The sequence below is a fragment of the Mesorhizobium sp. M5C.F.Cr.IN.023.01.1.1 genome (genome assembly GCF_003997585.1).
Classification (GTDB): domain Bacteria; phylum Pseudomonadota; class Alphaproteobacteria; order Rhizobiales; family Rhizobiaceae; genus Mesorhizobium; species Mesorhizobium wenxiniae.
This window is the reverse complement of sequence record NZ_RZSU01000099.1, coordinates 1-23,012: the sequence shown is the minus strand read 5'-3', so window position 1 is coordinate 23,012 and position 23,012 is coordinate 1. Positions and strand designations below refer to the sequence as shown.

Below are 23,012 nucleotides of genomic sequence, written 5' to 3'. Positions count from 1 at the left end.
AAACTCTAGCTCGACCCGTCAAACGGTCTGCATTTCACCGATCCGACCCTCGCCGCTGAGGGAGGGCGGTCACCCTCTCCCAGCGGTCCTTCTTCGCCCGTTTGGCAGCGAAAGTCATAAGACAAGCGGTTCTCGATCTGACGTACGGCCTCAAGCTCGGTGCTTATAGGCGCCGGTTTTGCCGCGCGGATCGCCGACCTCGAGACGAAGCGCGTCGTCACGCGTGCCGAGGAGACGTCGCCCTATGTCTCCATGCCGGGCGAGGCGGACACCGTGCCGAGCCGCGGCCTCGTTCTGCGCGTGAGCTGGTCTAGGCTCTGATTCTTGCTCCCGCCGGATCGTAAAGCGGCTCGAGATGGATTTTTGCCGGCGTCCGCTCCATCGCCACCACCAGCTCGTAGTCGCCGGAGGTGAGGAAATCGTCGCTGACGCCATCGGCGTTGCGCACATAGCCGTAGCCGATGTTCTTGCCGACCGTGTAGCCATAGCCGCCGCTGGTCAGGTAGCCAACCGGCTCGTTGTTGCGCAAGATCGTCTCGCGCCCGAGCAGCACGATCTCGCAATCATCGACGGTAAAGCCGGCAAAGCGTTTTTTCGGTGTGCCGCCGCTGATGCTTTCCAGAGCCCGCCTGCCAAGGAAATCCGTGTTCTTTCTGAGTTTCGCCGCCCAGCCGAGGCCGGCCTCCTGCGGCGTGTCATTGGGCGTGATGTCGGAGCCCCAGGCGCGGTAGCCTTTTTCCAGCCGCAGCGATTCCAGCGCCCGGTAGCCGACCGGGCGGATGCTGTGCTCCTCGCCCGCCGCCATCAGCGCGTCGAAGATTTCGCCCGTCGCCGCGATCGGCACATGCAGCTCCCAGCCGAGCTCGCCGACATAGGTGACGCGCAGCGCCCGAACTGTGTGGCCGGCGACGGAGATTTCCCGCACATGTCCGAACGGGAAAGCGGTGTTCGACACGTCCGCATCGGTCACCGCAGCCAGCACGTCGCGGGCGCGCGGCCCCATCAGCGAAAGCGTGCCGAAATCCTCGGTGACATCGGTGAGCGTCACGTCGAGCTCGCTGCCGACATGGTCGCCGATCCACGAGAAATCATGCGTCCTAAAACCGGTGCCGGTGACGACGTAGAATCGTTCTTCGCCGAGCCGCGCCACGGTCAAGTCGGCCTCGATACCGCCGCGCGTGTTGAGAAGCTGCGTGTAGGTGAGCCGGCCGACCGGCTTGGCGACGTCGTTGGCGCAGATCCAGTCGAGCGCCTTCAGCGCATCCGCACCGGTCATTTCGTATTTGGCGAAGGACGACTGGTCGAAAATACCGACGTTCTCGCGCACGTGCCGGTGCTCGTCGCCGACCGGCGCGAACCAGTTTTGCCGGCCCATCGAATAGATGTCCTTCGGCTCGACGCCTTCGGGCGCAAACCAGTTCGGCCGCTCCCAACCGAGTTTGGAGCCGAACACGGCGCGGTGCTTTTGCAGCCGTTCATAGAGCGGCGACACGATCCGTGGCCGGCCCGTGACATACTCCTCATGCGGGAAGCCGATCGTGTAGTGCTTGCCATAGGCTTCCAGCGTGCGGTCGCGGACCCATTGCCGGTCGCGGTGCAGGTCGGAAAAGCGTCTGATATCGACCACCCACAGGTCGAGTGGCGCCTCGCCGTCGACCACCCATTGCGCCAGCACCCAGCCGGCGCCGCCGCCCGCCGCGATGCCGAAGGCGTTGAAGCCGGCGCCGACGAACATGTTGGCGCATTCGGGCGCCACGCCGAGGATGAAATTGCCGTCCGGCGTAAAACTCTCCGGCCCGTTGATCATCTGCTTGACGCCGACGGTTTCGAGCGCCGGAACCCGCGCGATCGCTTGGTTCATATGCTGCTCGAAATGATCGTAATCGTCGTCGAACAGCCGGAACTCCCAGTCATCAGGGACATCGCCGCCGGGAAGATCGGTCGTCCAGGCTTGCGGGTTCGGCTCATAGCCGCCCATCACCAGCCCGCCGACCTCCTCCTTGAAATAAATGCGGCGGTCGGGGTCGCGGATCGTCGGCGCATCGGTCGCCAACCCGTCTATTCTTTCGGTGACGATATACTGGTGCTTCACCGGCTGCAGCGGCACGTTGATGCCGGCAAGGGCGCCTACCTGCCGCGCCCATTGCCCGGCACAGTTCACCACCTTGCCGCAGGCGATATCGCCCTTGTTGGTCTTTACCGCGGTGATGCGGCCATCCTTCATGTCGAAGCCGGTAACGCGGACATCCTCGAACAGTCTGGCGCCATGCATGCGCGCGCCTTTGGCCAGCGATTGCGTGATGTCGGAAGGGCTTGCCTGCCCGTCGGTCGGCAGCCAGCTGGCGCCGACGAGATCCCCGGCCTCCAGCAGCGGCCACATTGTCTTGACCTCGGCCGGTGACAGCAACTGCATATCCATGCCGAAGCTTTTCGCCGTCGTCGCCAGCCTCTTATACTCGATCCAGCGGTCGGCATTGGTAGCGAGCCTGAGGCACCCGGTCATCTTCCAGCCGGTGGCCAGCCCGGTTTCGGCTTCCAGCCCCTTGTAGAGATCGACCGAATATTTGAGCACGCGGGTGATAGAGGCCGAGGACCGCAACTGGCCGACCAACCCCGCCGCATGCCATGTGGAGCCCGATGTCAGTTTGCCCTGTTCCAAAAGCACGACATCGGCCTTGTGGTCACGCGCCAGATGATAGGCCGTTGAACAGCCGATGATGCCGCCGCCGATGACGACGATCTCGGCGTGAGCGGGCAATTTCATGATTTCTGTCCGTATTTCGTTCGGTAGTTTTCCAGCGCGGCATCGAGCCGCGTCAGGTTTTCGTCTGTATAGGCAACGTAGTCGATGCCGGGCGCGTCGAGATAAAGTTCGGAAACCATGCTCCACATCGCCTCGCGCAGCAGCGATGCGCATTGCATGGCCGCATGCGAGCGGCGGATCGCCTCGTCCGGCTCCTTCATGAAATAGGCAGTCAGGAAGGCGAAGGACTCCTCGTCGTTCATGCTTGCGTTCGAGGCGACGCCCGCGAGGTCGAACATCGCCGTGTTGAAGCCGGCATATTCGAAATCGATCAGCCACAGTCTATGGCCGTCGTCGAGAATATTAGCCGGCAAGAGATCGTTGTGGCCGAAGACGATCGGCAGCAGTTTCTGCGCCCGTTCGAGTTCGTCCGCAAGCGTCAGCAGCCGCGGCAACTCGCTTCGCATGCGGCTGCCGGCTTCCTCCAGCGTGCGCGCATAGTCGCGGATGACATGGAACACCCAGAACATGAAGCCGGCGCCGGAGACATGATTGGGCATCTCCCGATGGAAGCCGCGCATCAGGGCGGCGACGCGGCCGATATTGGCGCGTACGTCTTCCGCTACATAGGTCTTGGCGCCGAGAAATTCCGTCACCAGGATCCCGGGCTCGGAATGGTGGACCGCAGGCGCGAAGCCGGCGGCGTGCGCCGCGCGCGCGGTCATCACCTCGCGCTCGCGAAAGACGTGGTGGAATGGAAAGTCCTGGCCAAAGCGCACGACATGCCGCCCAGCTGCGTCCTTGACCAGATAGTTGGCGTTGCTCAGGCCGCCCGGCAGCGGCGCGATCTCGATGCTGCCGGTCCAGCAGGGCAGGGCGCGGATGCGGTCCTCGGCGGTCACAGGTTCATCCCTCGTTGGGCGGGGTTCAAGACGCCGCGGGCGAGACAAAGGTGGCGGCCGGCAGGAGGGAGCAATGCGAAAATCTCGTCGGTGCGGGATGCCAGGATCGGTATCCCGCACCGCACCGACGAGCCCCTGTGCCGGGTTCTTCGACGCCGGCATCCGCCCCCGCGGATTCGAAACAGTCCTTTTCCCTTGCGTCAGACGATTTTCCAGACGTTCGGGCAGGCGAATTTTGGTGCGGCTCTGCCATCATTTTCCCGTGGCAGTTCCGAGCCTGTCACGAGCCAGTGTCACGCCATGTGATCCGGCTTGTCAACGAAAACTTGTGGCTTTTTCTGTCTTCTTGCCCGAAACCTTTAGGATTCCTTGTGAACTGTGGCCGATTTGCCTTAGAAGCAGTCAGTAGCGCAACAATCCGATTGGGCGAACCCGATGATGCATTCGAAGCGACATGGCGAAATCCTGCGTCTCCTGCAGGAAGAGGGCACCGTCACCATCGCCAGCCTGGCCGACCGGCTGGGCGTCTCGCTGGAGACCGTGCGCCGCGACGTCAAGCCGCTGACCACTGACGGTTCGATCCTGAAGATGCATGGCGCCGTCGGCCTGCCGTCAATGGCCGGCGAGGCGCCATTCGAGCGGCGCATGCGCGAGAATGCCGATGCCAAGCGCGCCATTGCCCGCATGGTTGCCGCGACCATCCGCGACGGCGAATCGATCATGCTGGACACCGGCACCACCACCTCTTTCCTGGCTCGCGAACTGCTCGGCCACCGACGGCTGACGGTGGTCACCAACTCTTCCGACATCGCCCGCACGCTGGCTACGGTCAACGGCAACAAGGTCTATATGGCCGGCGGCGAACTGCGCAGCGATTCGGGCGCCGCCTTCGGCGTCTCGGCCATCGAATTCGTCAGCCGGTTTTCCGTCAGCCATGCGGTGATCTCCATCGGCGCGGCCGATGCTGTCACGGGCCTCATGGACTATGATCTGGAAGAGGCGGAATTCGCCCGCATGGTGCTGTCGCGCGGCCAGCGCACGCTTGTCATCACCGACCACACCAAATTCGGCCGCCAAGGCCTGGTCCAGGTCTGCGGCTTCGACGGTTTTTCCGAACTTGCCACCGACCGGTCGCCGCCGCGCGACATTGCCGCTGCACTGGGGCAAGCCGGCGCGCGGCTCAGCATTGTCGGCGACGAGAGCGGGATCTAACCGAAAACCAGCGATTGGTGGGCGCATACGCCCGCGAAGGCGCCATCTGATACGGCGAAGGCGACGTTGTGCATCGATCGTGCCGCGTCTCCGGCGGCATAGACACCTGGGACTGTCGTCTGCTGGCGGTCGTCGACGGTGATCACTGGACCGAGAAGACCTTCCGTGAAGCTGCAGCCGAGCTGTTCGGCAACCGGACTCGCCATGGTGTTGCGCGGTGCGGTGAACAGTGCCTTGACGCGGCCTTTGCGGCCGTCTTCGAGACTGACAACCAGACCACCCGCACCATCCTTTTCCAGTTCGGCCACGCCGGCCGGCTCGAACCGTACGTTCCGCCTTTCCAGCGCAAGCATCTGTTCCGCGTCAGGCTCGAACACGCCGTTTGCGAACAGCGTGACGTCGCCCCAGTCGGCGATCAATTGCGCCTGATGCACCGCCATCGGTCCGGTTGCCAGCACGCCAAGCGGCCCGCCAGGCCACCTCGAAGCCATGGCAATAGGGACAATGCAGCACGCTCTTTCCCCAATGCTCGGCAAGCCCGGGGACATCGGGCAGGATATCGCGCACGCCGGTGGCAAGAACCAGCCGTGCCGCGCCGAATGTCTCGCCGCGATCCGTGGTGATCTCGAAACCGGCACCGGCGGCAGCGGCCTCGTCCGCCAACCCGTTGACGAGCTTGGCCGTCGGATAGGCCAGCAGCTGCCGCCTTGCATCGTCCAGGATTGCGCCGGGCGCGCGCCCATCCTGTCCGAGGAACCCGTGCGAATGCTCGGCAAAACGGTTGCGCGGCTGGCCGGCGTCGATCACCAGGACGTTGCGCCGGGCTCGTGCCGCCTGGATGGCGGCGGACAGGCCGGCAAAGCTGCCGCCCACGACAATCAGATCATACTGCATGGCTGGTCACTCCAATCAACTCGTAACGGCGGCGGAAATCGGCGGCGAGATCGGCGAGCGTGATGCGGCTGAGTTTTTCCGCCAGCAGCCTCTCGGCCTCGACACGAAATTCATCGAGCGCGGCTATCACCGCTTGTTCGACAAGGCAGCCGGGGCTTTCCGGCTCGGTGCCGAACGGCAGCAGCGTTTCGCCAAGCGCGGCGCTGATCTCGGCCAGCGAAATTTTCTCGGGCGCGCGGCCAAGCTGCCAGCCGCCACCATGGCCGCGCGCCGAGGTGACGATGCCGGCGTCGCGCAAGCCGGCGATGGTCCGTCGGACCACGACCGGGTTTGTGTGGATGAATGTGGCGAGCTGCTCGGAGGTCAGCGCGTGTTCCTGCGTCTCGGCCATATGGACGAGAATGTGCAGGGTCGACGACAGTCTGCTGTTTCGTTTCATGTAACTTAGTTAGTTACGATTCTTGCGATCGTCAAGTGATGTCGATCGCCCACTTCCCAGCGCCGCCTCCGCCGTGTTTAGTCCGGCGATGGCCTTCACCATCCGCCAGCTGCAGTTCTTCATCGCCGTCGCCGAGCAGGGCACGGTGTCGGGCGCCGCGCAGAACCTGTCCATCTCGCAATCGTCGGTCACCGAAGCGATCAAGGAGCTCGAAAGCGATCTCGGCGTCGAACTGTTCGAGCGCCACCCGCGCGGCCTCAACATCACCCACAAGGGCCATCAGTTCCTGCGCCACGCGACAAAGATCCTTGCCGACGTTTCCGACGCGCGCCGCTCCTTCTTCGGCGATCAGGCGGTTGCAGGTGGCCGTCTCCAACTCGGCGTCACCTCACTGGTCGCCGGCTATGTGCTGTCCGACCTTCTCGCCCGCTACCGCCGCGCCTATCCGGGCGTCGAGATCTCGGCCATCGAGGACAATGGCGATTACCTCGAACATCTGCTGATCGGCGGCAAGCTCGACATCGCCGTCATGGTCACCTCGAACCTGCGCGACCGCACCGCCCTGCAATCCGAAATTCTCGAAGTCTCGGCCTATCGGCTATGGCTGCCGCTTGGCCATCCGCTGTCCGGCGCCGACATCATCGGCATTGGCGATATCGCCTCGGAGCCGCTGATCATGCTGACCGTCGATGAGATCGAGGAGAATACCGGAAAACTGCTGGCGGCGATCGGCGCTAAGCCGCATGTCGCCTTCCGCACCCGCTCGGTCGAAGCGGTGCGCAGCCTCGTCGCTACCGGCGCCGGCGTGGCGCTGCTGCCCGACCTCGTCTACCGGCCATGGTCGCTCGAAGGCGACCGCATCGAATCGCGCGATATTTCGGGCTCCTTGCCGGTTGTTCAGGTCGGCACGGTCTGGCGGCGCGGCTCCGGCCTGCCCCAGGCCGCTCGCGACTTCATCGGGCTTGCACAATCGCAGCGCATGGTACGTCAGCGGCCGGAGAAGATTGGTCGTTAATCTATCGGAAAAATCGATATCGCCTTTCTGATAAATGAATTTGCGAAACCGGAAATTTCACAGCACTTTCACAATCAGGGACCAAAGCCGCCGCGAGAGTGCGGCCCCTCAAATGGGAGATCGATGATGAACTCATTCCTGAAGTCGTGCACTGCATTGACGGTCGCGCTGGCCTTCTCCGGCCAGGCGATCGCCCAGGTCAAGGAACTCGGCAAGGGCGAAGGCCAGGTCAACATTGTCGCCTGGCCCGGTTACATCGAACGCGGCGAAACCGACAAGAACTATGATTGGGTCACGTCTTTCGAGAAGAACACAGGCTGCAAGGTCAACATCAAGACCGCCAACACCTCCGACGAGATGGTCGCGCTGATGAATGAGGGCGGCTTCGACCTCGTCACCGCCTCGGGCGACGCTTCGCTGCGCCTCGTCGCCGGCAAGCGGGTCCAGCCGATCAACACCGATCTCATCCCGAACTGGAGCACGGTCGACGACAGGCTGAAGGATGCGCCGTGGTTCACGGTTGGCGGCGTCCACTACGGCGCCCCCTACCAGTGGGGACCGAATGTGCTGATGTACAACACCGAGGTGTTCAAGGAAGCGCCGAAGAGCTGGAACGTCGTCTTCGAGGAGATGACCTTGCCCGACGGCAAGTCGAACAAGGGCCGCGTCCAGGCCTATGACGGGCCGATTCACATCGCCGACGCTGCCAATTATCTGATGTTCCACAAGCCGGGGCTCGGCATCAAGGATCCCTACGAGCTGACCGAGGATCAGTACAAGGCCGCCCTCGATCTGCTGCGCGTCCAACGCACGCTGGTCGGACGCTACTGGCATGACGCTGCCATCCAGGTCGATGACTTCCAGAACGAAGGCGTCGTCGCCTCCGGTTCATGGCCCTATCAGGTCAACACGCTGGTTGCCGCCAAGAAGCCCGTCGCTTCGACCATTCCCCAGGAAGGCGTCACCGGCTGGGCCGACACGACCATGCTGGCGGCCGACGCAGCCCACCCGAACTGCGCCTATATGTGGATGGAGCACTCGCTGTCGCCGAAAGTGCAGGGCGATGTCTCCGCCTGGTTCGGTTCGCTCCCTGTGGTGCCGGCTGCCTGCAAGGGCAACGAATTGCTCGGCGACGAAGGCTGCAAGACCAACGGCTTCGACAACTTCGAAAAGATCAAGTTCTGGAAGACGCCGGTGTCGAAGTGCGCCACCCAGGACCAGTGCGTGCCTTACTATCGGTGGGTGTCGGACTATATCGGCGTCATCGGCGGGCGGTGAGTTCGTCTCGCTCGTTGTGAGAGCGCAGCCCTGCCCTCACCCTTACCCTCTCCCCGTGAGGAACGGGGAGAGGAGGATCGCGAGCGTTGCGGCTAGCCCCTTCTCCCCGTCACTATACGGGGAGAAGGTGCCGGCAGGCAGATGAGGGGCAGCGCCGTCGCCTGAATTTGATCAGCCTGGGACAGCCCATGACCTCCGCCGTTTCGTTCGCCAGAGTCTCGCGCCATTTCGGCAGCGTGCGCGCCGTCGACGTGGTCGACCTCGATATCGCGCCGGGCGAGTTCTTCGCCATGCTTGGACCTTCGGGTTCCGGCAAGACGACCTGCCTGCGGTTGATCGCCGGCTTCGAGCAGCCGACATCGGGGTCGATCTCCATTTTCGGCGAACGCGCCGAAGGCGTCCCGCCCTATCGCCGCAACGTCAACACCGTCTTCCAGGACTACGCGCTGTTCCCGCATCTGAACGTGCTCGACAACGTCGCTTACGGCCTGATGGTCAAGGGCGTCGGCAAGCCCGAGCGGCAGAAGGCGGCGGAGGAGGCGCTGTCGCTGGTCCGGCTTCCCGGCTACGGCGCCCGCCGTCCCAGCCAGCTTTCTGGCGGACAGCGCCAGCGCGTCGCACTCGCCCGCGCGCTGGTCAACCAGCCCAAGGTGCTTCTGCTCGATGAGCCGCTTGGCGCGCTCGACCTCAAGCTGCGCGAGAACATGCAGGAGGAGCTGAAGTCGCTGCAGAAGGCGCTCGGCATCACCTTCGTCTTCGTCACCCACGACCAGGGCGAGGCGCTGTCGATGGCCGATCGCGTCGCCGTATTCAACGACGGCAAGATCATGCAGATCGGCACGCCGGAGGACATCTACCAGCGCCCGAAGACGCGATTCGTCGCCGATTTCGTCGGCTCGTCCAATGTGCTGCCGCCGGATTTCGTCCAGCGCTATTCCGGCCAGCATCGCTGGGGCAGCCTGCGCCCTGAATCCATTCGCATCGGCCGGGCGGCGAAGGGCGATGGCGTTGCCGCTCGTCTCGTCTCGACCAATTATCTCGGCGCCACGACCAGACTGGCGCTCGACGCCGACGGCTTGCGCCTGCACGCCATCGTGCCGGCCGGTGCAGCCTTGCCGAAGGCAGGTGAGGCGGTCGTGCTCACCTTCAACCGCGAGCATTTGCATCTTATGGACGAGCCGGCATGATGGCGCTTTCGGCAACTGTCGCTAATAGCCGAGGCAAGGCGCTTCACGGCGCCCCCCTCTGTTCTGCCGGACTGGGGGAGATGTCCGGCAGGACAGAGGGGGGCGCGAAGGAACGCAACCGGTCGAAGAAACCATGATTCTGACCGCTGCCCAGGCAAAACCTGCCCCAGCCCTCCTTCCTCGCGCGCGCGGCTTGCGCGGCGCGCTGTCGGACCTGTTCTGGCGCAGGCCCAAGCTCCTGCTGCTATTGATGCTGCTGCCGCCGGTGCTGTGGCTCGGCATCGTCTACATCGGCTCACTGTTCGCACTGCTCTTGCAGAGCTTTTTCTCGATCGACGAATTCTCCGGCCTCATCAACCGTGAATTCACGCTGAAGACCTATGGCGATCTGCTGCAGGCCGCAAATCTCGACATCATCTTGCGCACGGTGACGATGGCGGCCCTGGTCACTTTCGCCTCCGCGATCATCGCCTTTCCCATCGCCTATTACGCGGCGCGCTATGCGCGCGGCCGCTGGAAGGCGCTGTTCTATCTCGGCATCATGCTGCCGCTGTGGTCGAGCTATCTGGTCAAGATTTACGCCTGGAAGCTCATCCTCGCCAAGGAAGGCATCCTGACCTGGCTGCTCGCCAAGCTGCATCTTCTATGGCTGCTCGATGTCTGGCTGTCGCTGCCGATCGTCGGCGGCAATTCCCTGTCGGTGTCGTCCACCGGCACCTTCATCGTCTTCGTCTACGTCTGGCTGCCCTTCATGATCCTGCCGGTGCAGGCGGCACTCGAGCGCGTGCCCGGCAATCTGGTCGAGGCCTCGTCCGATCTCGGGGCCTCGCCCGGCCAGACCTTCCGCAACGTGCTGTTCCCGCTGGCGCTCCCGGGCATCGTCGCCGGCTCGATCTTCACCTTCTCGCTGACGCTCGGAGATTACATCATCCCGCAGATCGTCGGCACCTCGCGGCTGTTCATCGGCCAGGCCGTCTATTCGCAGCAGGGCACCGCTGGCAACATTCCGCTCGCCGCCGCCTTCACCGTGGTGCCCATCGTCATCATGGGCTTCTACCTCTGGGGCGCCAAGCGCATGGGGGCCTTCGATGCGCTCTGATGGCTCACCATCCGCTCCTCTCGGCCTGAAGATCGCCGCTGCCTGCGGCTTGTTGTTCCTGCATGTGCCGATATTCCTGATCTTCATCTATGCCTTCACGACCGAGGAAAGGAGCTTCGTCTGGCCGCCGCCGGGGCTGACGACGCAATGGTTCGCCGTCACCTGGAACCGCCCGGACGTGTGGCAGTCGCTGTCGCTGTCGGTCCGTGTCGCCGCTATCTCGACACTCGTCGCCCTGGTCCTCGGCACGCTCTGCGCGGCCGCCGTGTCGCGAACACGGTTCTTTGGCCGCGAAACCATCTCGCTGCTGGTCATCCTGCCGATCGCGCTGCCCGGCATCATCACCGGCATCGCGCTGCGTTCAGCCTTTTCGCTGGGCGAGATTCCGTTCTCGTTCTGGACGATCGTGCTCGGCCACGCCACCTTCTGCGTCGTCGTTGTCTACAACAACGCTGTCGCCCGCTTTCGCCGCACCTCCGGCTCGATGATCGAGGCATCGATGGACCTTGGCGCCGACGGCTTCCAGACCTTCCGCCATGTCGTGCTGCCCAACATCGCCACCGCCCTGCTCGCCGGCGGCATGCTTGCCTTCGCGCTGTCGTTCGACGAGGTCATCGTCACCACCTTCACCGCCGGCCAGCAGCAGACGCTGCCGATCTGGATGCTTGAAGAGCTGATCCGTCCGCGCCAGCGCCCGGTCACCAATGTCGTCGCCATGGTCGTCGTGCTGGTGACGCTGCTGCCCATCCTCGTCGCCTATTACCTCACCCGCGACGGCGACCAGATCGCCGGTTCGGGCAAATGACGTCAAGAATCCATAAGGGAGAGACTTCCATGGACACCAAGATGCTGATCGGCTCGAAATTCGAGAAGGGCACCGAAACCGAGGAGCCAATCCTCAATCCGAAGACCGGGGCGACCATCCTTAACCTGCCCGAAGCGAGCCAGGCGCAGATCGAGGCAGCGGTGCTGGCGGCCGAAAAGGCCTTCGTCACCTGGTCGCGCACCACACCGGCGCAGCGCTCCGGTTATCTCCTAAAAATTGCCGATCGCATCGAGGCCGCGGCACAAGATTTCGCTGCCCTCGAGGCGCTCAATTGTGGCAAGCCAATCAATGCCGTGCTCAACGACGAGATCCCGGCGATCGTCGACTGCTACCGCTTCTTTGCCGGCGCTGTCCGCTCGATGCCCGGCCAGGTCGCCGGCGAATACATCCCCGGTCACACTTCGATGGTCCGCCGCGATGCCATCGGCGTCGTCGCCTCGATCGCGCCATGGAACTATCCGCTGATGATGATGGCCTGGAAGCTGGCGCCGGCGATTGCCGGCGGCAACACCGTCGTCTTCAAGCCGTCGGAGCAGACGCCGCTGACCTCGCTGAAGCTGGCGAAGATCCTCGCTGAAATCCTGCCGGAAGGTGTCGTCAACGTTGTGCTCGGCCGCGGCGACAGCGTCGGCAACACGCTGATCAACCACCCGAAAGTCAACATGATTTCGATCACCGGCGACGTCGCCACCGGCAAGAAGGTGCTGCAGGCCGCAGCCAAATCGGTCAAGCGCACGCATCTCGAACTCGGCGGCAAGGCGCCGGTCATCGTCTTCGACGATGCCGACCTCGGCGCGGTGATCAATGGCCTGCGCGCCTTCGGCTACTACAATGCCGGCCAGGACTGCACTGCCGCCTGCCGCATCTATGCCGGCAAGAAGATCTACGACAAGCTCGTCGCCGACCTTTCCTCCGCCGTCTCAACCATCAAATACAACCGCCCCGACGACACCGAGAACGAGATCGGGCCGCTCATCTCACGTCGCCAGCGCGACCGCGTCTCGAGTTTCGTCGAGCGCGCCTCGGAATTGAAGCACATCGAGATCACCACCGGCGGCAAGCCGGGCGAGGGCTCCGGCTTCTTCTACCAGCCAACCGTCGTCGCCGGCGCGCTGCAGGAAGACGAGATCGTGCGCCGCGAAGTATTCGGGCCGGTTGTCTCCGTTACCCGCTTTTCCGAGGTCGACGAGGCGGTGAACTGGGCCAATGACAGCGACTATGGCCTCGCGTCCTCGGTGTGGACCAAGGATGTCTCGCGCGCCATGGCGACAGCCGCTCGGTTGCAATATGGCTGCACCTGGATCAACACCCATTTTATGCTGACCAATGAGATGCCGCATGGCGGGCTGAAACAGTCCGGCTACGGCAAGGACATGTCACTCTATGCCTTGGAAGACTACACCGCCGTCCGCCATGTGATGGTTGCGCACGGGTAGTCTCCCTTCTTGCCGTTGACGGGAGAAGGTGGCCTGAAGGGCCGGATGAGGGGCAGCACAAGCCTTTGGCAAGCTGGCGCCACCCCTCATCCGCCTGTTGGCATCTCTCCCGGTCACCGCGAGAAGAACTGCTACTCCACGATGCGATAGATGTTCCATAGGCTCATGCCCGACACGACATAGGCTGCTGCCTCGCGCAGCGCCCCTGCACAGCGTGTGGCACGTGCCGGGCTGTCGAAGCGCGACATCATCAGCTCGCCATGCATACCTGCCGCGCTGCCACCATGGCGCCCGACCAACAGCCGCTATGTCTCCTGAAAGCGTTGGTTGCGCTCGCTCCCCATGCGGTCGCCGAGCCACGCCGTATCATAGATGCGGGTCGCCAGAAGAGCGGCCAGCAAGCGCTCCGCCTCGGCCACGGCGCGCTCGCCGGTCAGGAATTCCTCGATCAGGTCGGCAACCCGTTCCACATCGCCAGTCCAGATCGGATGATCGCGCCCGGGCCCTTCGACCAGCCGCGCATTCGCGATCTTCCTGGCCAGGAAGCGGCTGGCGTCGGGATCGACCGCGCATCGTTGCGGCGATGGATCAGCAGCGTCGGAGCGCAGATCGCCGCCACCACGCCGCCCACGTCCATCCCGGCATTCATGCGCGCCAGGGCGGCGGCCGCCCGTCGGGCTTGTCTGACAGCCGCTCGAGCGACCCCGCCATGCTTCTTTCCGCCCTTCGCGCCCAGCGCCTTCGCAGCCGGGTCTTTGCCATCGTCTAGGAGTTCGTCGGCTGCCTCACCTACGGCAATACGCATGACGCGGACGGCATTGCCGATCACATCAGCGGGGCGTTTCTGTCCTTTAGGTCCGGTGGCATCTTCTATTGCCCAACTATGGATGCCGCCGACCGCGCCGACGTTATCGGATCGGTGTGACGCAGGACGATCCTCCATGCGCCATCCTCCCGCCGGAAGATGGTGGTGGTCCGAAGCGCAATCGGCACCACTGTTTCGGCACCGCCGACTTTCGATTGGAACCGCTCGATCTCGATGATGTATCCCAAGTCCGCCGTCGCGTACTCGGAGATGCGCTCAAAGCCAATGATCTCGCCGTCCCGGTAGTTGGTGGCAGCTCGATTCATTGTCTCAGCCGCTTTTGTCCATCCCTTAGCCGGTGGACCGAACGGGTTCGCGATTATCACGTCGTCGCGACGCGAATAGAGGCTCTTTAGGGGCTCAGGATCGCCCTTCACAAAAGCGCCCAACGCCAGATGGTCCTGCTCGATGAATTTTGTTAGGTCGGAGTTCAACATTTCAACGCCCACCAAACTTGGTTACCAAAAAACCAATCATATCGCACATGAATTGCGAGAGCGAGCGGCGCCCAAGACCGCCGGATTTCAAACTGAGACACTACCAGCCGCGAGAACGCCGAAAGCCGCTTCAACAGACGGCTGTAGCCTCGTCTTCCCAATGCAGGTCGAGGTTTGAGATGAAGCCCGGCACGAAGACGAGATCGAACGAGCCTTGGCCGACCACCTGATAGGCGATCCGCACATCGCCGCTAAGGGCGTATCGAGTTTCGATCGGCCTCACGCAAATGTCCCGCCCGGCCAGACGATTTCTTGTCGCCAACCATAGCAGAGGCGTACCGTTTGCGGCAGCCAAACTTTAGAGAGTGGGAATATAAGACCTTTGGCGACCGGGAGGCGGTTGTCGGGCTATTTTTGCGGAGCGGCGCTCTCGGCCTGCGCAGGCCAACGCCCGGTGTAGCCGATGCTCGTATCGGCCTGTTCTGGGGTCTTGGGCCGCTTGATCTTGGCGGAAGCAGCCACAACGAGTTCGTTGAAGCCTTCACCGCCGCCGTCCAGCATCTCGAATAGCTGCCGCCGCATCCTCGGCTCCCAGAACTTGTTGATGTGCTCGGCAACGCCGGCAATGCCTTCCTCACGCGGCTTGGAATGGAAGAAATCGGCGATCTGGTTGGCCATGCGCACCAGCTTTTCCCCGGTGCTCATGATGTGTTCTTCGTCATGCGACATGCTTGGCAACTCCGGAAACCACACGACTGGGGTGAGTGAAAATATCGAAATCATCGCCGCGCACCAGCGCCACCAGCGTCATGCCGGCCTCTTCTGCCGTGCGGATGGCAAGCGCGGTCGGCGCCGAGACGGCGATGATGAAGGCGGCGCCGATGGCCGCTGTCTTCTGCACCATCTCCACCGACACGCGCGACGTCACGACCACGGCCCCTGATGCGCCGTCGATGCCGGCTCTCGCCAGCGCACCGGCCAGCTTGTCCAGCGCATTGTGGCGGCCGACATCCTCGCGCGCCATGACGATGCCTTTGCCGGGGATGTAGAAACCGGCGGCGTGGACCGCACCGGTCTCGGCGTGCAACGGCTGCACCTTGGACAGCAGCTTGACCGAGCGGACGATATCGTCGGCTGCGAGCGTAAGATTCGAACCGACGGCGTCGACCGAGCGCATCGCCTCCTCGATCGACTCGATGCCGCACAGCCCGCAGCCGACCGGGCCGGCCAGCCGTCTGCGCCGCGCCTCGAAGCGCGTATTGGCCTGGTCCTTCAGCCTGAAATGGATGTCGATCCCGGCGCCGTGATCCTCGACCTCGATCGCCTCGATTTCTTGCGGGGCGGCGATGATGCCTTCGGTCAGCAAGAAGCCGAGCGCGAAATCCTCGAAATCGGCGGGGCTCGCCATCATCACCGCGTGCGTGGTTCCGGCGAAGGAGAACGCCACCGGCGTTTCCTCCGGAACCATGCGGTTCGCGGCTGTGGTGCCGCCGGCGCGATGCGCCAGACGGGAGATCTGCGTCGTGGCTTTGCGGCGCGCGGCCAAGACTACTCCGCCGCTTCCAGCGGGGCGATGCGCCGGCTCTGGCGGGCCTGCTCGTTATAATCCCTCTGCCATTCGGTCGGCCCGTTGGACGGCGCCACCTGCACGGCCGTGACCTTGTATTCCGGACAGTTGGTAGCCCAGTCCGAGAAGTCGGTGGTGATGACGTTGGCCTGCGTGTCCGGGTGGTGGAAGGTTGTATAGACCACGCCCGGCGACACCCGGTCGGTGATCAGCGCGCGCAGTGTCGTCTCGCCGGAACGGCTCGCCAGCCGCACCCAGTCGCCTTCGCGGATGCCGCGGTTCTCGGCATCGTGCTGATGGATCTCCAACCGGTCTTCGGCGTGCCACATCACATTCTCGGTGCGCCTTGTCTGTGCCCCGACATTGTACTGCGAGAGAATCCGGCCCGTAGTGAGTAGCAGCGGGAAACGCGGACCGGTCCTTTCGTCCGTCGCTACATATTCGGTGCGGATGAACTTGCCCTTGCCGCGCACGAAACCATCGATATGCATGATCGGGGTTCCGAGCGGCGCCTTCTCGTTGCAGGGCCATTGCACGGATCCGACACGGTCGAGCAGCTCGAAGGAGACGCCGGCGAAGCTCGGCGTCGTTTTGGCGATCTCGTCCATGATCTCGGAGGGATGCTGATAGTTCCAGTCCAGCCCGACCGCACGGGCAAGCTCCTGCGTCGCCTCCCAATCGGCGTAGCGCGCCTTCGGCTCCAGAACCTTGCGCACCATGTTGATGCGGCGCTCGGCATTGGTGAAAGTGCCGTCCTTCTCGAGGAAGGTCGAGCCCGGCAGGAAGACATGCGCGTAGTTCGCCGTCTCGTTGAGGAAGAGGTCGTGCACGACCACGCATTCCATCGCGGCGAGGCCGGCGGCGACATGCTTGGTGTCGGGATCGGACTGCAGAATGTCCTCGCCCTGGATGTAGATGCCCTTGAAGCTACCGTCGACGGCGGCATCCAGCATGTTAGGAATTCGCAGGCCCGGTTCGTCGTCCAGCTTCACGCCCCACAGGCTTTCATAGATGTCGCGCACGGCTTCGCCGGAGATATGGCGATAGCCGGGCAACTCGTGCGGAAAGGAGCCCATGTCGCACGAGCCCTGCACATTGTTCTGGCCGCGCAGCGGGTTCACGCCGACGCCCGGCCGGCCGATATTGCCGGTGGCCATGGCCAGGTTGGCGATCGCCATCACCGTGGTTGAGCCCTGGCTGTGTTCTGTCACACCGAGGCCGTAATAGATCGCGCCGTTGCCGCCGGTGGCATAGAGACGTGCCGCGCCGCGGATCAGCTCGGGATCGACGCCAGACAATCTGCCGACGGTTTCCGGGCTGTTTTCCGGCAAGGCGACGAAAGAAGCCCAGTCCTGGAACTCCGCCCAGTCGCAGCGTTCGCGGATGAAGGCTTCGTCGAAAAGACCTTCGGTGACGATGACATGCGCCAGCGCGGTCAGCACCGCCACGTTGGTGCCGGGCTTCAGCGGCAGGTGATAGGCCGCTTCGATATGTGCCGACTTGACCATCTCGGTGCGACGCGGATCGAGCACGATCAGCTTGGCGCCTTGGCGCAGCCGCTTCTTCAGCCGCGAGGCGAACACCGGATGGGCGGCAGCGGGATTGGCACCGATGATGACGGCAACGTCGGTGTAATCGACAGAGTCGAAGTCCTGCGTGCCGGCCGAGGTGCCGTAGGTCTGGCCGAGCCCGTAGCCCGTCGGCGAGTGGCAGACGCGCGCGCAGGTGTCGACATTGTTGTTGCGGAAGCCTTGCCGCACCAGCTTCTGGACGAGATAGGTCTCCTCGTTCGTGCAACGCGAGGAGGTGATGCCGCCGATCGCGGTGCGTCCGTACTGGTACTGGATACGGCGGAATTCCTTGGCCGTATGGGCAATCGCCTCTTCCCAGCTCACCTCCCGCCAAGGATCGGTGATCTTTTCCCGGATCATCGGCGACAGGATGCGGTCCTTATGGGTAGCATAGCCATAAGCGAAACGACCTTTCACGCAGGAATGGCCGTGGTTCGCCTTGCCCTCCTTGTAGGGCATCATGCGAATGACCTCGTCGCCCTTGACCTCGGCCTTGAACGAGCAGCCGACGCCGCAATAGGCGCAGGTGGTGACGGCCGAGCGCTCCGGCAGGCCCTTGGCAAGTACTGATTTCTCGCGCAGCGCATCGGTCGGACAGGCCTGCACGCAGGCGCCGCAGGATACGCATTCGGAGGCGATGAAGTCCTCGTGCATGCCGGCGACCATGCGTGATTCGAAGCCGCGGCCCTCAATGGTAAGCGCGAAGGTGCCCTGCACCTCCTCGCAGGCCCGCACGCAACGCGAGCAGACGATGCATTGCGCGGGATCATAGGTGAAATAAGGATTGGATTCATCGCGGGCGATGTAGTCGACCGCCAGCGAACCATGGCCGGGCGCTACGCCGTTCTCCTGCTTGACGTGGTTGCGGCCGTCAACGCCATAGCGGTTCTCGGTCAGACCGACCGTGCTGGCGACCTTGTCGAACTCGCTGGCGCCTGTGCCGGCCTTCTCGTTCCAGCCGGTCGGGTGGTCGGAGACATAGAGTTCCATCACGCCGCGGCGGATGGCGTTGAGGCGGTCGGTTTGCGTGTGCACGACCATGCCTTCGCCGACCGGCGTCGTGCAGGAGGCCGGCGTACCGCCGCGTCCATCGATCTCGACGAGGCAGACCCGGCAGGAGCCGAACGAGTCCAGCATGTCGGTCGCGCAGAGTTTGGGGATTTCGACGCCCGCTTCCATCGAAGCGCGCATGATCGAGGTCCCCGCCGGCACGGTCACCGACTTGCCGTCGACCGTCAGCGTCACCTGCTGTTCCGCTTCCGAAGCGGGCGTGCCGTAGTCGATTTCCAGGACCAGCGATTTGATGTCGAATGCCGCGTTCATGCCTGTCCGCTCCTATTCCGCTGCTTCGGCGACCGGCGTCGGCCGAAAGTCGTCGGGGAAATGGTTGAGTGCACTCATCACCGGATATGAGGTGAAGCCGCCCAGAGCGCAAAGCGAGCCGAACTTCATCGTGTTGCAAAGGTCGGTGACCAGCGCGATCTGCTTCTCGGGTTCGATGTTCTGAGCGAGCCGGTCCAGCACCTCGACGCCGCGCGTCGAGCCGATGCGGCAGGGCGTGCACTTGCCGCAGCTTTCGATGCTGCAGAATTCCATGGCGAAGCGCGCCTGCTTCAGCATGTCGGCGCTGTCGTCAAACACGACGAGGCCGGCATGACCGATCAAGCCATCCTTGGCGGCGAACGCTTCGTAGTCGAACGGCGTATCGAACAGCGCGCGCGGGAAATAGGCGCCGAGCGGGCCGCCGACCTGCACGGCCTTGACCGGACGTCCTGTCGCGGTGCCGCCGCCGATATCATCAACGATTTCGCCCAGCGTCATGCCGAACGCAGCCTCATAGAGACCGGGATATTTGACGTTGCCGGCGATCTGGATCGGGATGGTGCCGCGCGAACGGCCCATGCCGAAATCCTTGTAGAAGGCTGCGCCTTTATCCATGATGACAGGCACCGAAGCCAGCGAGATGACGTTGTTGATCACCGTCGGCTTGCCGAACAGGCCCTTGTGCGCCGGCAGCGGCGGTTTGGCTCGCACCTGCCCGCGCTTGCCTTCGAGGCTGTCGAGCAGCGAGGTCTCCTCGCCGCAGACATAGGCGCCGGCACCGACACGGACTTCCATATCGAAGCTATTTGGAGAACCCAGCACGTTAAGGCCGAGCAGGCCGGCCTTGCGGGCGATCTCGACGGCTTTCTGCATGACCGCTACCGCGTGCGGATATTCCGAGCGGATATAGATGAAGCCCTTGGCAGCGCCCGTCGCGATGCCGGCAATGGTCATGCCTTCGATCAGCACGAACGGGTCGCCTTCCATGATCATGCGGTCGGCGAATGTGCCCGAATCACCCTCGTCGGCATTGCAGACGATATATTTGCGGTCGGCCGTGGTATCGAGCACCGTCTTCCATTTGATGCCGGTCGGGAAGCCGGCGCCGCCACGTCCGCGCAGGCCGGACTCGGTCACTTGGCTGACGACATCGGCCGGCGTCATGGCCACCGCGTTTTGCAGGCCCTTCAGCCCGCCATGCGCCTTGTAATTGTCGAGCGACAACGGATCTGTGACGCCGCAACGCGCGAAAGTCAGGCGCGTCTGCTTGGCCAGGAACGGGATCTTGTCGGGTGCGCCCAGCCAGCGCTTGTGGTAGCCGCCGGTGAGGAAACCGCTGTCGAACAGGCTTTTGACGTCGGAAGGCTTCACCGGCCCGTACGCGACGCGGCCCTTGTCTGTCGCCACTTCGACCATCGGCTCGAGGAAATAGGCGCCGCGCGAACCATTGCGCACGATCTTGGCCTCAATGCCGCGATCGGCCAGTTCCGCATGAACCGCCTTGGCGACCTTCTCCGCACCGAGCGCCAGTGCACCGGAATCGCCGGGAATGTAGATGCGCGGGATCATGAACGTACCTCGGCAACGATCTCGTCGAGTTTTTCGTCATTGAGCCGGCCGATCACGTCGCCGTCCAGCATCGCCGATGGCGCACAGGCGCAAAGGCCGAGGCAATAGACTGGTTCCAGCGTCACCGAACCGTCGCGGGCCGTCTCGTGGAAGCCGATGCCCAGCAATTGCTTGAGTTTGGCGGCGATCAAGTCCGAGCCCATCGATTGACAGGCTTCCGCCTGGCAAAGCTTCAGCACATGCCGCCCGGCCGGGTGGCGGCGGTAGTCATGATAAAAGGTAACGACGCCGTGCACCTCTGCCTTGGAGATGTTCAACGCCTCGGCGATTACCGGCAGCGCGTCCTGCGGCACATGACCGAACTCTTCCTGGATGCCGTGGAGGATCGGCAACAGCGGGCCTTCGAGGCCCTCCAGCTCCTGGATGATCGCCGCCGTGCGCGACGCGATCTCGGTACTTGCAGGCTGCATCGTCATGCAGCGCCCTCCCTGGTCGTAGTAATCTTCCGCTAAGTGCTTAGGAAATCAGAGGAAACCCACCAAATCAATAAAGCTGATCCGTTGCTCGATAGAAATCTTCTATCGATGCCGGCCGTCCGGCAATCTCTAGCTTACTGGCGGGCGCGGAAATCGTCTGCCAGCGCCATCGCCTCGTCCAGCAGCGCCGAGACCAGCGGTGTGTAAGGCTCGCGCGGTGTCGCCACCAGCCCAACGGTGTGGCTGGCATCCGGCTCGACGATCGGAATGGCCCGGATCGGCTCGGAAAAGCCGAATGTTTCCGAGAGGTTGAGCGGCATGATCGACGACCATTTGCCGGTACGAATATGCGAGAACAGGACGATCATCGAATTGGATTCGAGCGTCGGCCGCACCTGTGTGCCGGCCTCGGCAAGGTGCTGGTCGATGATGCGGCGGTTCTGCATGTCCGGCGTCAACAGGCAAAGCGGCAGCTGGCTGAGCTCCGCCCATGTCACTTTGTCGCGGTCGGAATAGGGATTTCCGACCGCGGTGATTAGCTGATAGCGCTCGTCATAGAGCGGCACGCTGGTCACCCGCCCCAGCGGCTCGTTGTCGAGATAGGTGATGCCGGCGTCGATGTCGAAATTGCCGAGGAGCGACAGCACCTCGATCGAGGTACGCGACAATACCGAGAAGGTGACGCCGGGATGTTTTGCCCGAAAGGGTGTCGTCAGCCGCGCCACCATGGCCAGCGCCGTCGGGATGGCCGCGATGCGGATGCGTCCCGAGAGGCCGTGGCGCGCCGCCCGCATCTCCTCGCGCATGGTGCGGGTGTCGCCGACGATGCGGCGCGCCCACACCAGCACCTGTTCTCCCTCCGGCGTCAGCCCCTGAAAGCGCGATCCGCGTAATACCAGCATCACGCCGAGCTGGCCCTCCAGCTGCTTGATGCCGGCCGAAAGCGTCGGCTGGGTGACGCCGCACACCTCCGCCGCCCGGCCGAAATGCTCTTCCCTGGCCAGCGCGATGAAGAATTCCAGCTTGTCGATCATGAGCGGACGCTACCCGGCCAAGTGAGGTAGCGCCAGATGCATGCTGTTTTTGCTTGGCGAAATCCTCATGCGGCCGAAGCTTCGCCGCCGTCCAAGCCTACCTGTCGACAAGGTTCAGAATGTTGCCGTCAGGATCCTTGAACCATGCGACCTTCATGCCGTAGCCGACATGGACATCGCCTTCCATCGTCGAGCCTGGCATCTCATAGTGCTCGAAGGCGACGCCCTTCGATTTCAGGGAATTGACGATATTGCCGATCTCGTCGCCGACCATCCAGGTCACCGCCGTCGCCTTGTTGGTTCCGGCGAACTTCGAGTGATACACATTGATGCTGGTGTCGCCGCATTTGTAGACGATCAGTTCGCCACCCTCGTTGTGAACCTCCGTCAGCCCCAGAACGTCTTCATAGAAGGCCTTGGCCTTGGCCAGGTCCTTCACCGCGAGATTGGCCGTTGCGTTGCTGTTTGCGAGCATGATTGGTCTCCTTTCCTTACTGGCGAGCACGTCCGAAGCCCTGCAACAAGATAGGGCTGCTTCGTCTTCCGGCGACCGCAGCTTGCGCTATCGGCGTGCCTCTTCCCTAGGGACGTTTCGACTCCCGCAAATCCCTACGAGCAGACGCAAGTTTTTGAAGCTATGCCCCGTGCGTGTCGTTCCGCCGCTTGGTTCTGTTCGGGAACTGCATTATCTCAGGCGGAAAGCAGAGGAAAAGCTGATGCCCGCCGTCCAGAACGTTAGCAAGGAAATCGTCATCGAGCGCCTGAAGACGGTCAACGGACCGGATTTCACCGGCAACATCGTCGACCTCGGCATGGTTTCCGAAATTTTCATTGCCGATTCTAAGGTGTTCTTTTCGATCACGGTGCCGGCTGCCCGGGCCCAGGAGATGGAGCCATTGCGCGCCGCCGCCGAGCGTGTCGTCAAGGCGATCCCCGGTGTCGCCGGCGCCGTGGTTGCCCTCACTGCGGAAAAGAAGGGTGGCGGCATGGAGGCTCCGGTTCCGGCGCGGCCCGCCCCCAGGCCCGCGCCGCCGGCCGCACCGGCTGCCGCGCCACGTCCGGCTCCCCACGTTCCAGCCTCGCACAGCCAGGGCAAGCGCGGCGTGCCCGGCATCGAGGCGATCATCGCTGTCGCTTCC

The 23,012-nt window shown here is 63.4% G+C and carries 23 protein-coding genes and 2 pseudogenes; 9 read left to right on the top strand and 16 right to left on the bottom strand.

Features of this window, described 5'->3' with window-relative positions; genetic code table 11:
* Positions 1-174: 174 nt before the first annotated feature.
* Positions 175-321: pseudogene (locus EOA78_RS28245) on the top strand (SAM-dependent methyltransferase); the annotation flags it as partial.
* On the opposite strand, the gene EOA78_RS28240 reads toward EOA78_RS28245, so the two are convergent.
* Both EOA78_RS28240 and EOA78_RS28235 read right to left on the bottom strand, forming a co-directional pair.
* On the bottom strand, positions 311-2,764 hold the full coding sequence (locus tag EOA78_RS28240; protein ID WP_127318219.1) for an FAD-dependent oxidoreductase: 2,454 nt from the start codon (positions 2,762-2,764) through the stop codon (positions 311-313). The pseudogene EOA78_RS28245 and the gene EOA78_RS28240 sit on opposite strands and share 11 nt — an antisense overlap.
* Positions 2,761-3,645: a phosphotransferase family protein gene (locus tag EOA78_RS28235; RefSeq protein WP_127318217.1), complete on the bottom strand. Its 885-nt coding sequence runs from the start codon at positions 3,643-3,645 to the stop codon at positions 2,761-2,763. Before EOA78_RS28235 ends, EOA78_RS28240 begins: the two co-directional genes overlap by 4 nt.
* A 435-nt stretch (positions 3,646-4,080) precedes the next feature.
* Between EOA78_RS28235 and EOA78_RS28230 the strand changes: the two genes are divergently transcribed.
* Positions 4,081-4,857 (top strand): DeoR/GlpR family DNA-binding transcription regulator, encoded by a 777-nt coding sequence (locus tag EOA78_RS28230; protein ID WP_127318215.1) that lies wholly within the window; start codon positions 4,081-4,083, stop codon positions 4,855-4,857.
* On the opposite strand, the pseudogene EOA78_RS28225 reads toward EOA78_RS28230, so the two are convergent.
* Together EOA78_RS28225 and EOA78_RS28220 are read right to left on the bottom strand one after the other, a co-directional pair.
* Positions 4,854-5,751 (bottom strand): annotated as a pseudogene (locus EOA78_RS28225) (NAD(P)/FAD-dependent oxidoreductase). The gene EOA78_RS28230 and the pseudogene EOA78_RS28225 overlap by 4 nt on opposite strands.
* Positions 5,741-6,190, bottom strand: a complete 450-nt coding sequence (locus tag EOA78_RS28220; protein WP_065009352.1) for an Rrf2 family transcriptional regulator — start codon at positions 6,188-6,190, stop codon at positions 5,741-5,743. The pseudogene EOA78_RS28225 and the gene EOA78_RS28220 overlap by 11 nt, the downstream one beginning before the upstream one ends.
* Positions 6,191-6,278: 88 nt before the next feature.
* Between EOA78_RS28220 and EOA78_RS28215 the strand changes: the two genes are divergently transcribed.
* The 6 genes from EOA78_RS28215 to EOA78_RS28190 all read left to right on the top strand — a co-directional run bounded on the left by EOA78_RS28215 (position 6,279) and on the right by EOA78_RS28190 (position 13,031).
* Entirely contained in the window at positions 6,279-7,205 is a 927-nt protein-coding gene (locus EOA78_RS28215; RefSeq protein WP_127318221.1) for a LysR substrate-binding domain-containing protein, read from the top strand.
* 126 nt (positions 7,206-7,331) lie between these two features.
* Entirely contained in the window at positions 7,332-8,483 is a 1,152-nt protein-coding gene (locus EOA78_RS28210; protein ID WP_127318213.1) for an ABC transporter substrate-binding protein, read from the top strand.
* Between the two features lie 188 nt (positions 8,484-8,671).
* The gene (locus EOA78_RS28205; RefSeq protein ID WP_127318211.1) at positions 8,672-9,670 is read left to right on the top strand and encodes an ABC transporter ATP-binding protein; all 999 of its coding nucleotides are present in this window, start codon (positions 8,672-8,674) and stop codon (positions 9,668-9,670) included.
* Between the two features lie 133 nt (positions 9,671-9,803).
* Entirely contained in the window at positions 9,804-10,769 is a 966-nt protein-coding gene (locus EOA78_RS28200) for an ABC transporter permease (protein WP_127318209.1), read from the top strand.
* Positions 10,759-11,574, top strand: a complete 816-nt coding sequence (locus tag EOA78_RS28195; RefSeq protein ID WP_127318207.1) for an ABC transporter permease — start codon at positions 10,759-10,761, stop codon at positions 11,572-11,574. The genes EOA78_RS28200 and EOA78_RS28195 overlap by 11 nt, the downstream gene beginning before the upstream one ends.
* Positions 11,575-11,603: 29 nt before the next feature.
* Positions 11,604-13,031, top strand: coding sequence for a gamma-aminobutyraldehyde dehydrogenase (locus EOA78_RS28190; protein WP_127318205.1), 1,428 nt, complete (start codon positions 11,604-11,606; stop codon positions 13,029-13,031).
* A gap of 131 nt (positions 13,032-13,162) precedes the next feature.
* Here the strand turns inward: EOA78_RS28190 and EOA78_RS37360 are convergent, their stop codons facing one another.
* The 12 genes from EOA78_RS37360 to EOA78_RS28135 all read right to left on the bottom strand — a co-directional run bounded on the left by EOA78_RS37360 (position 13,163) and on the right by EOA78_RS28135 (position 22,348).
* On the bottom strand, positions 13,163-13,330 hold the full coding sequence (locus EOA78_RS37360) for a hypothetical protein (RefSeq protein WP_245477784.1): 168 nt from the start codon (positions 13,328-13,330) through the stop codon (positions 13,163-13,165).
* Between the two features lie 6 nt (positions 13,331-13,336).
* Entirely contained in the window at positions 13,337-13,501 is a 165-nt protein-coding gene (locus EOA78_RS37355) for a hypothetical protein (RefSeq protein ID WP_245477783.1), read from the bottom strand.
* On the bottom strand, positions 13,480-13,836 hold the full coding sequence (locus EOA78_RS37350; protein ID WP_245477781.1) for a hypothetical protein: 357 nt from the start codon (positions 13,834-13,836) through the stop codon (positions 13,480-13,482). The genes EOA78_RS37355 and EOA78_RS37350 overlap by 22 nt, the downstream gene beginning before the upstream one ends.
* 65 nt (positions 13,837-13,901) lie before the next feature.
* Entirely contained in the window at positions 13,902-14,333 is a 432-nt protein-coding gene (locus EOA78_RS28175) for a nuclear transport factor 2 family protein (protein ID WP_127318203.1), read from the bottom strand.
* Between the two features lie 130 nt (positions 14,334-14,463).
* Positions 14,464-14,616, bottom strand: coding sequence for a hypothetical protein (locus tag EOA78_RS28170; RefSeq protein ID WP_245477779.1), 153 nt, complete (start codon positions 14,614-14,616; stop codon positions 14,464-14,466).
* A gap of 125 nt (positions 14,617-14,741) precedes the next feature.
* Positions 14,742-15,062, bottom strand: a complete 321-nt coding sequence (locus tag EOA78_RS28165; RefSeq protein ID WP_127318201.1) for a formate dehydrogenase subunit delta — start codon at positions 15,060-15,062, stop codon at positions 14,742-14,744.
* A complete protein-coding gene (gene fdhD, locus EOA78_RS28160) occupies positions 15,052-15,879 on the bottom strand; it encodes a formate dehydrogenase accessory sulfurtransferase FdhD (protein ID WP_127318199.1) in 828 nt (275 codons plus the stop codon). The genes EOA78_RS28165 and fdhD overlap by 11 nt, the downstream gene beginning before the upstream one ends.
* Positions 15,880-15,881: 2 nt before the next feature.
* On the bottom strand, positions 15,882-18,794 hold the full coding sequence (gene fdhF / locus EOA78_RS28155) for a formate dehydrogenase subunit alpha (RefSeq protein ID WP_127318197.1): 2,913 nt from the start codon (positions 18,792-18,794) through the stop codon (positions 15,882-15,884).
* A gap of 12 nt (positions 18,795-18,806) precedes the next feature.
* On the bottom strand, positions 18,807-20,363 hold the full coding sequence (locus EOA78_RS28150; RefSeq protein ID WP_127318195.1) for an NADH-quinone oxidoreductase subunit NuoF: 1,557 nt from the start codon (positions 20,361-20,363) through the stop codon (positions 18,807-18,809).
* Positions 20,360-20,839, bottom strand: a complete 480-nt coding sequence (locus EOA78_RS28145) for a formate dehydrogenase subunit gamma (protein WP_127318193.1) — start codon at positions 20,837-20,839, stop codon at positions 20,360-20,362. The genes EOA78_RS28150 and EOA78_RS28145 overlap by 4 nt, the downstream gene beginning before the upstream one ends.
* A 134-nt stretch (positions 20,840-20,973) precedes the next feature.
* Positions 20,974-21,873, bottom strand: a complete 900-nt coding sequence (locus tag EOA78_RS28140) for a LysR family transcriptional regulator (RefSeq protein WP_127318191.1) — start codon at positions 21,871-21,873, stop codon at positions 20,974-20,976.
* A gap of 97 nt (positions 21,874-21,970) precedes the next feature.
* Positions 21,971-22,348, bottom strand: coding sequence for a VOC family protein (locus EOA78_RS28135; RefSeq protein ID WP_127318189.1), 378 nt, complete (start codon positions 22,346-22,348; stop codon positions 21,971-21,973).
* 241 nt (positions 22,349-22,589) lie between these two features.
* On the opposite strand from EOA78_RS28135, the gene EOA78_RS28130 reads away from it, so the two are divergent.
* Positions 22,590-23,012 (top strand): iron-sulfur cluster assembly protein (locus EOA78_RS28130; RefSeq protein WP_164783968.1); only part of this gene is annotated, 423 nt, incomplete at its 3' end.

What these genes read in the sequence shown, in the direction of transcription:
- EOA78_RS28240 (WP_127318219.1), bottom strand. Translation starts at nt 2,764, where the DNA reads ATGAAATTGCCCGCTCACGCCGAGATCGTCGTCATCGGCGGCGGCATC.
- EOA78_RS28230 (WP_127318215.1), top strand. Translation starts at nt 4,081, where the DNA reads ATGATGCATTCGAAGCGACATGGCGAAATCCTGCGTCTCCTGCAGGAA.
- EOA78_RS28220 (WP_065009352.1), bottom strand. Translation starts at nt 6,190, where the DNA reads ATGAAACGAAACAGCAGACTGTCGTCGACCCTGCACATTCTCGTCCAT.
- EOA78_RS28215 (WP_127318221.1), top strand. Translation starts at nt 6,279, where the DNA reads ATGGCCTTCACCATCCGCCAGCTGCAGTTCTTCATCGCCGTCGCCGAG.
- EOA78_RS28210 (WP_127318213.1), top strand. Translation starts at nt 7,332, where the DNA reads ATGAACTCATTCCTGAAGTCGTGCACTGCATTGACGGTCGCGCTGGCC.
- EOA78_RS28205 (WP_127318211.1), top strand. Translation starts at nt 8,672, where the DNA reads ATGACCTCCGCCGTTTCGTTCGCCAGAGTCTCGCGCCATTTCGGCAGC.
- EOA78_RS28200 (WP_127318209.1), top strand. Translation starts at nt 9,804, where the DNA reads ATGATTCTGACCGCTGCCCAGGCAAAACCTGCCCCAGCCCTCCTTCCT.
- EOA78_RS28195 (WP_127318207.1), top strand. Translation starts at nt 10,759, where the DNA reads ATGCGCTCTGATGGCTCACCATCCGCTCCTCTCGGCCTGAAGATCGCC.
- EOA78_RS28190 (WP_127318205.1), top strand. Translation starts at nt 11,604, where the DNA reads ATGGACACCAAGATGCTGATCGGCTCGAAATTCGAGAAGGGCACCGAA.
- EOA78_RS37350 (WP_245477781.1), bottom strand. Translation starts at nt 13,836, where the DNA reads ATGCGTATTGCCGTAGGTGAGGCAGCCGACGAACTCCTAGACGATGGC.
- EOA78_RS28175 (WP_127318203.1), bottom strand. Translation starts at nt 14,333, where the DNA reads ATGTTGAACTCCGACCTAACAAAATTCATCGAGCAGGACCATCTGGCG.
- EOA78_RS28165 (WP_127318201.1), bottom strand. Translation starts at nt 15,062, where the DNA reads ATGTCGCATGACGAAGAACACATCATGAGCACCGGGGAAAAGCTGGTG.
- fdhF (WP_127318197.1), bottom strand. Translation starts at nt 18,794, where the DNA reads ATGAACGCGGCATTCGACATCAAATCGCTGGTCCTGGAAATCGACTAC.
- EOA78_RS28150 (WP_127318195.1), bottom strand. Translation starts at nt 20,363, where the DNA reads ATGATCCCGCGCATCTACATTCCCGGCGATTCCGGTGCACTGGCGCTC.
- EOA78_RS28145 (WP_127318193.1), bottom strand. Translation starts at nt 20,839, where the DNA reads ATGACGATGCAGCCTGCAAGTACCGAGATCGCGTCGCGCACGGCGGCG.
- EOA78_RS28140 (WP_127318191.1), bottom strand. Translation starts at nt 21,873, where the DNA reads ATGATCGACAAGCTGGAATTCTTCATCGCGCTGGCCAGGGAAGAGCAT.
- EOA78_RS28135 (WP_127318189.1), bottom strand. Translation starts at nt 22,348, where the DNA reads ATGCTCGCAAACAGCAACGCAACGGCCAATCTCGCGGTGAAGGACCTG.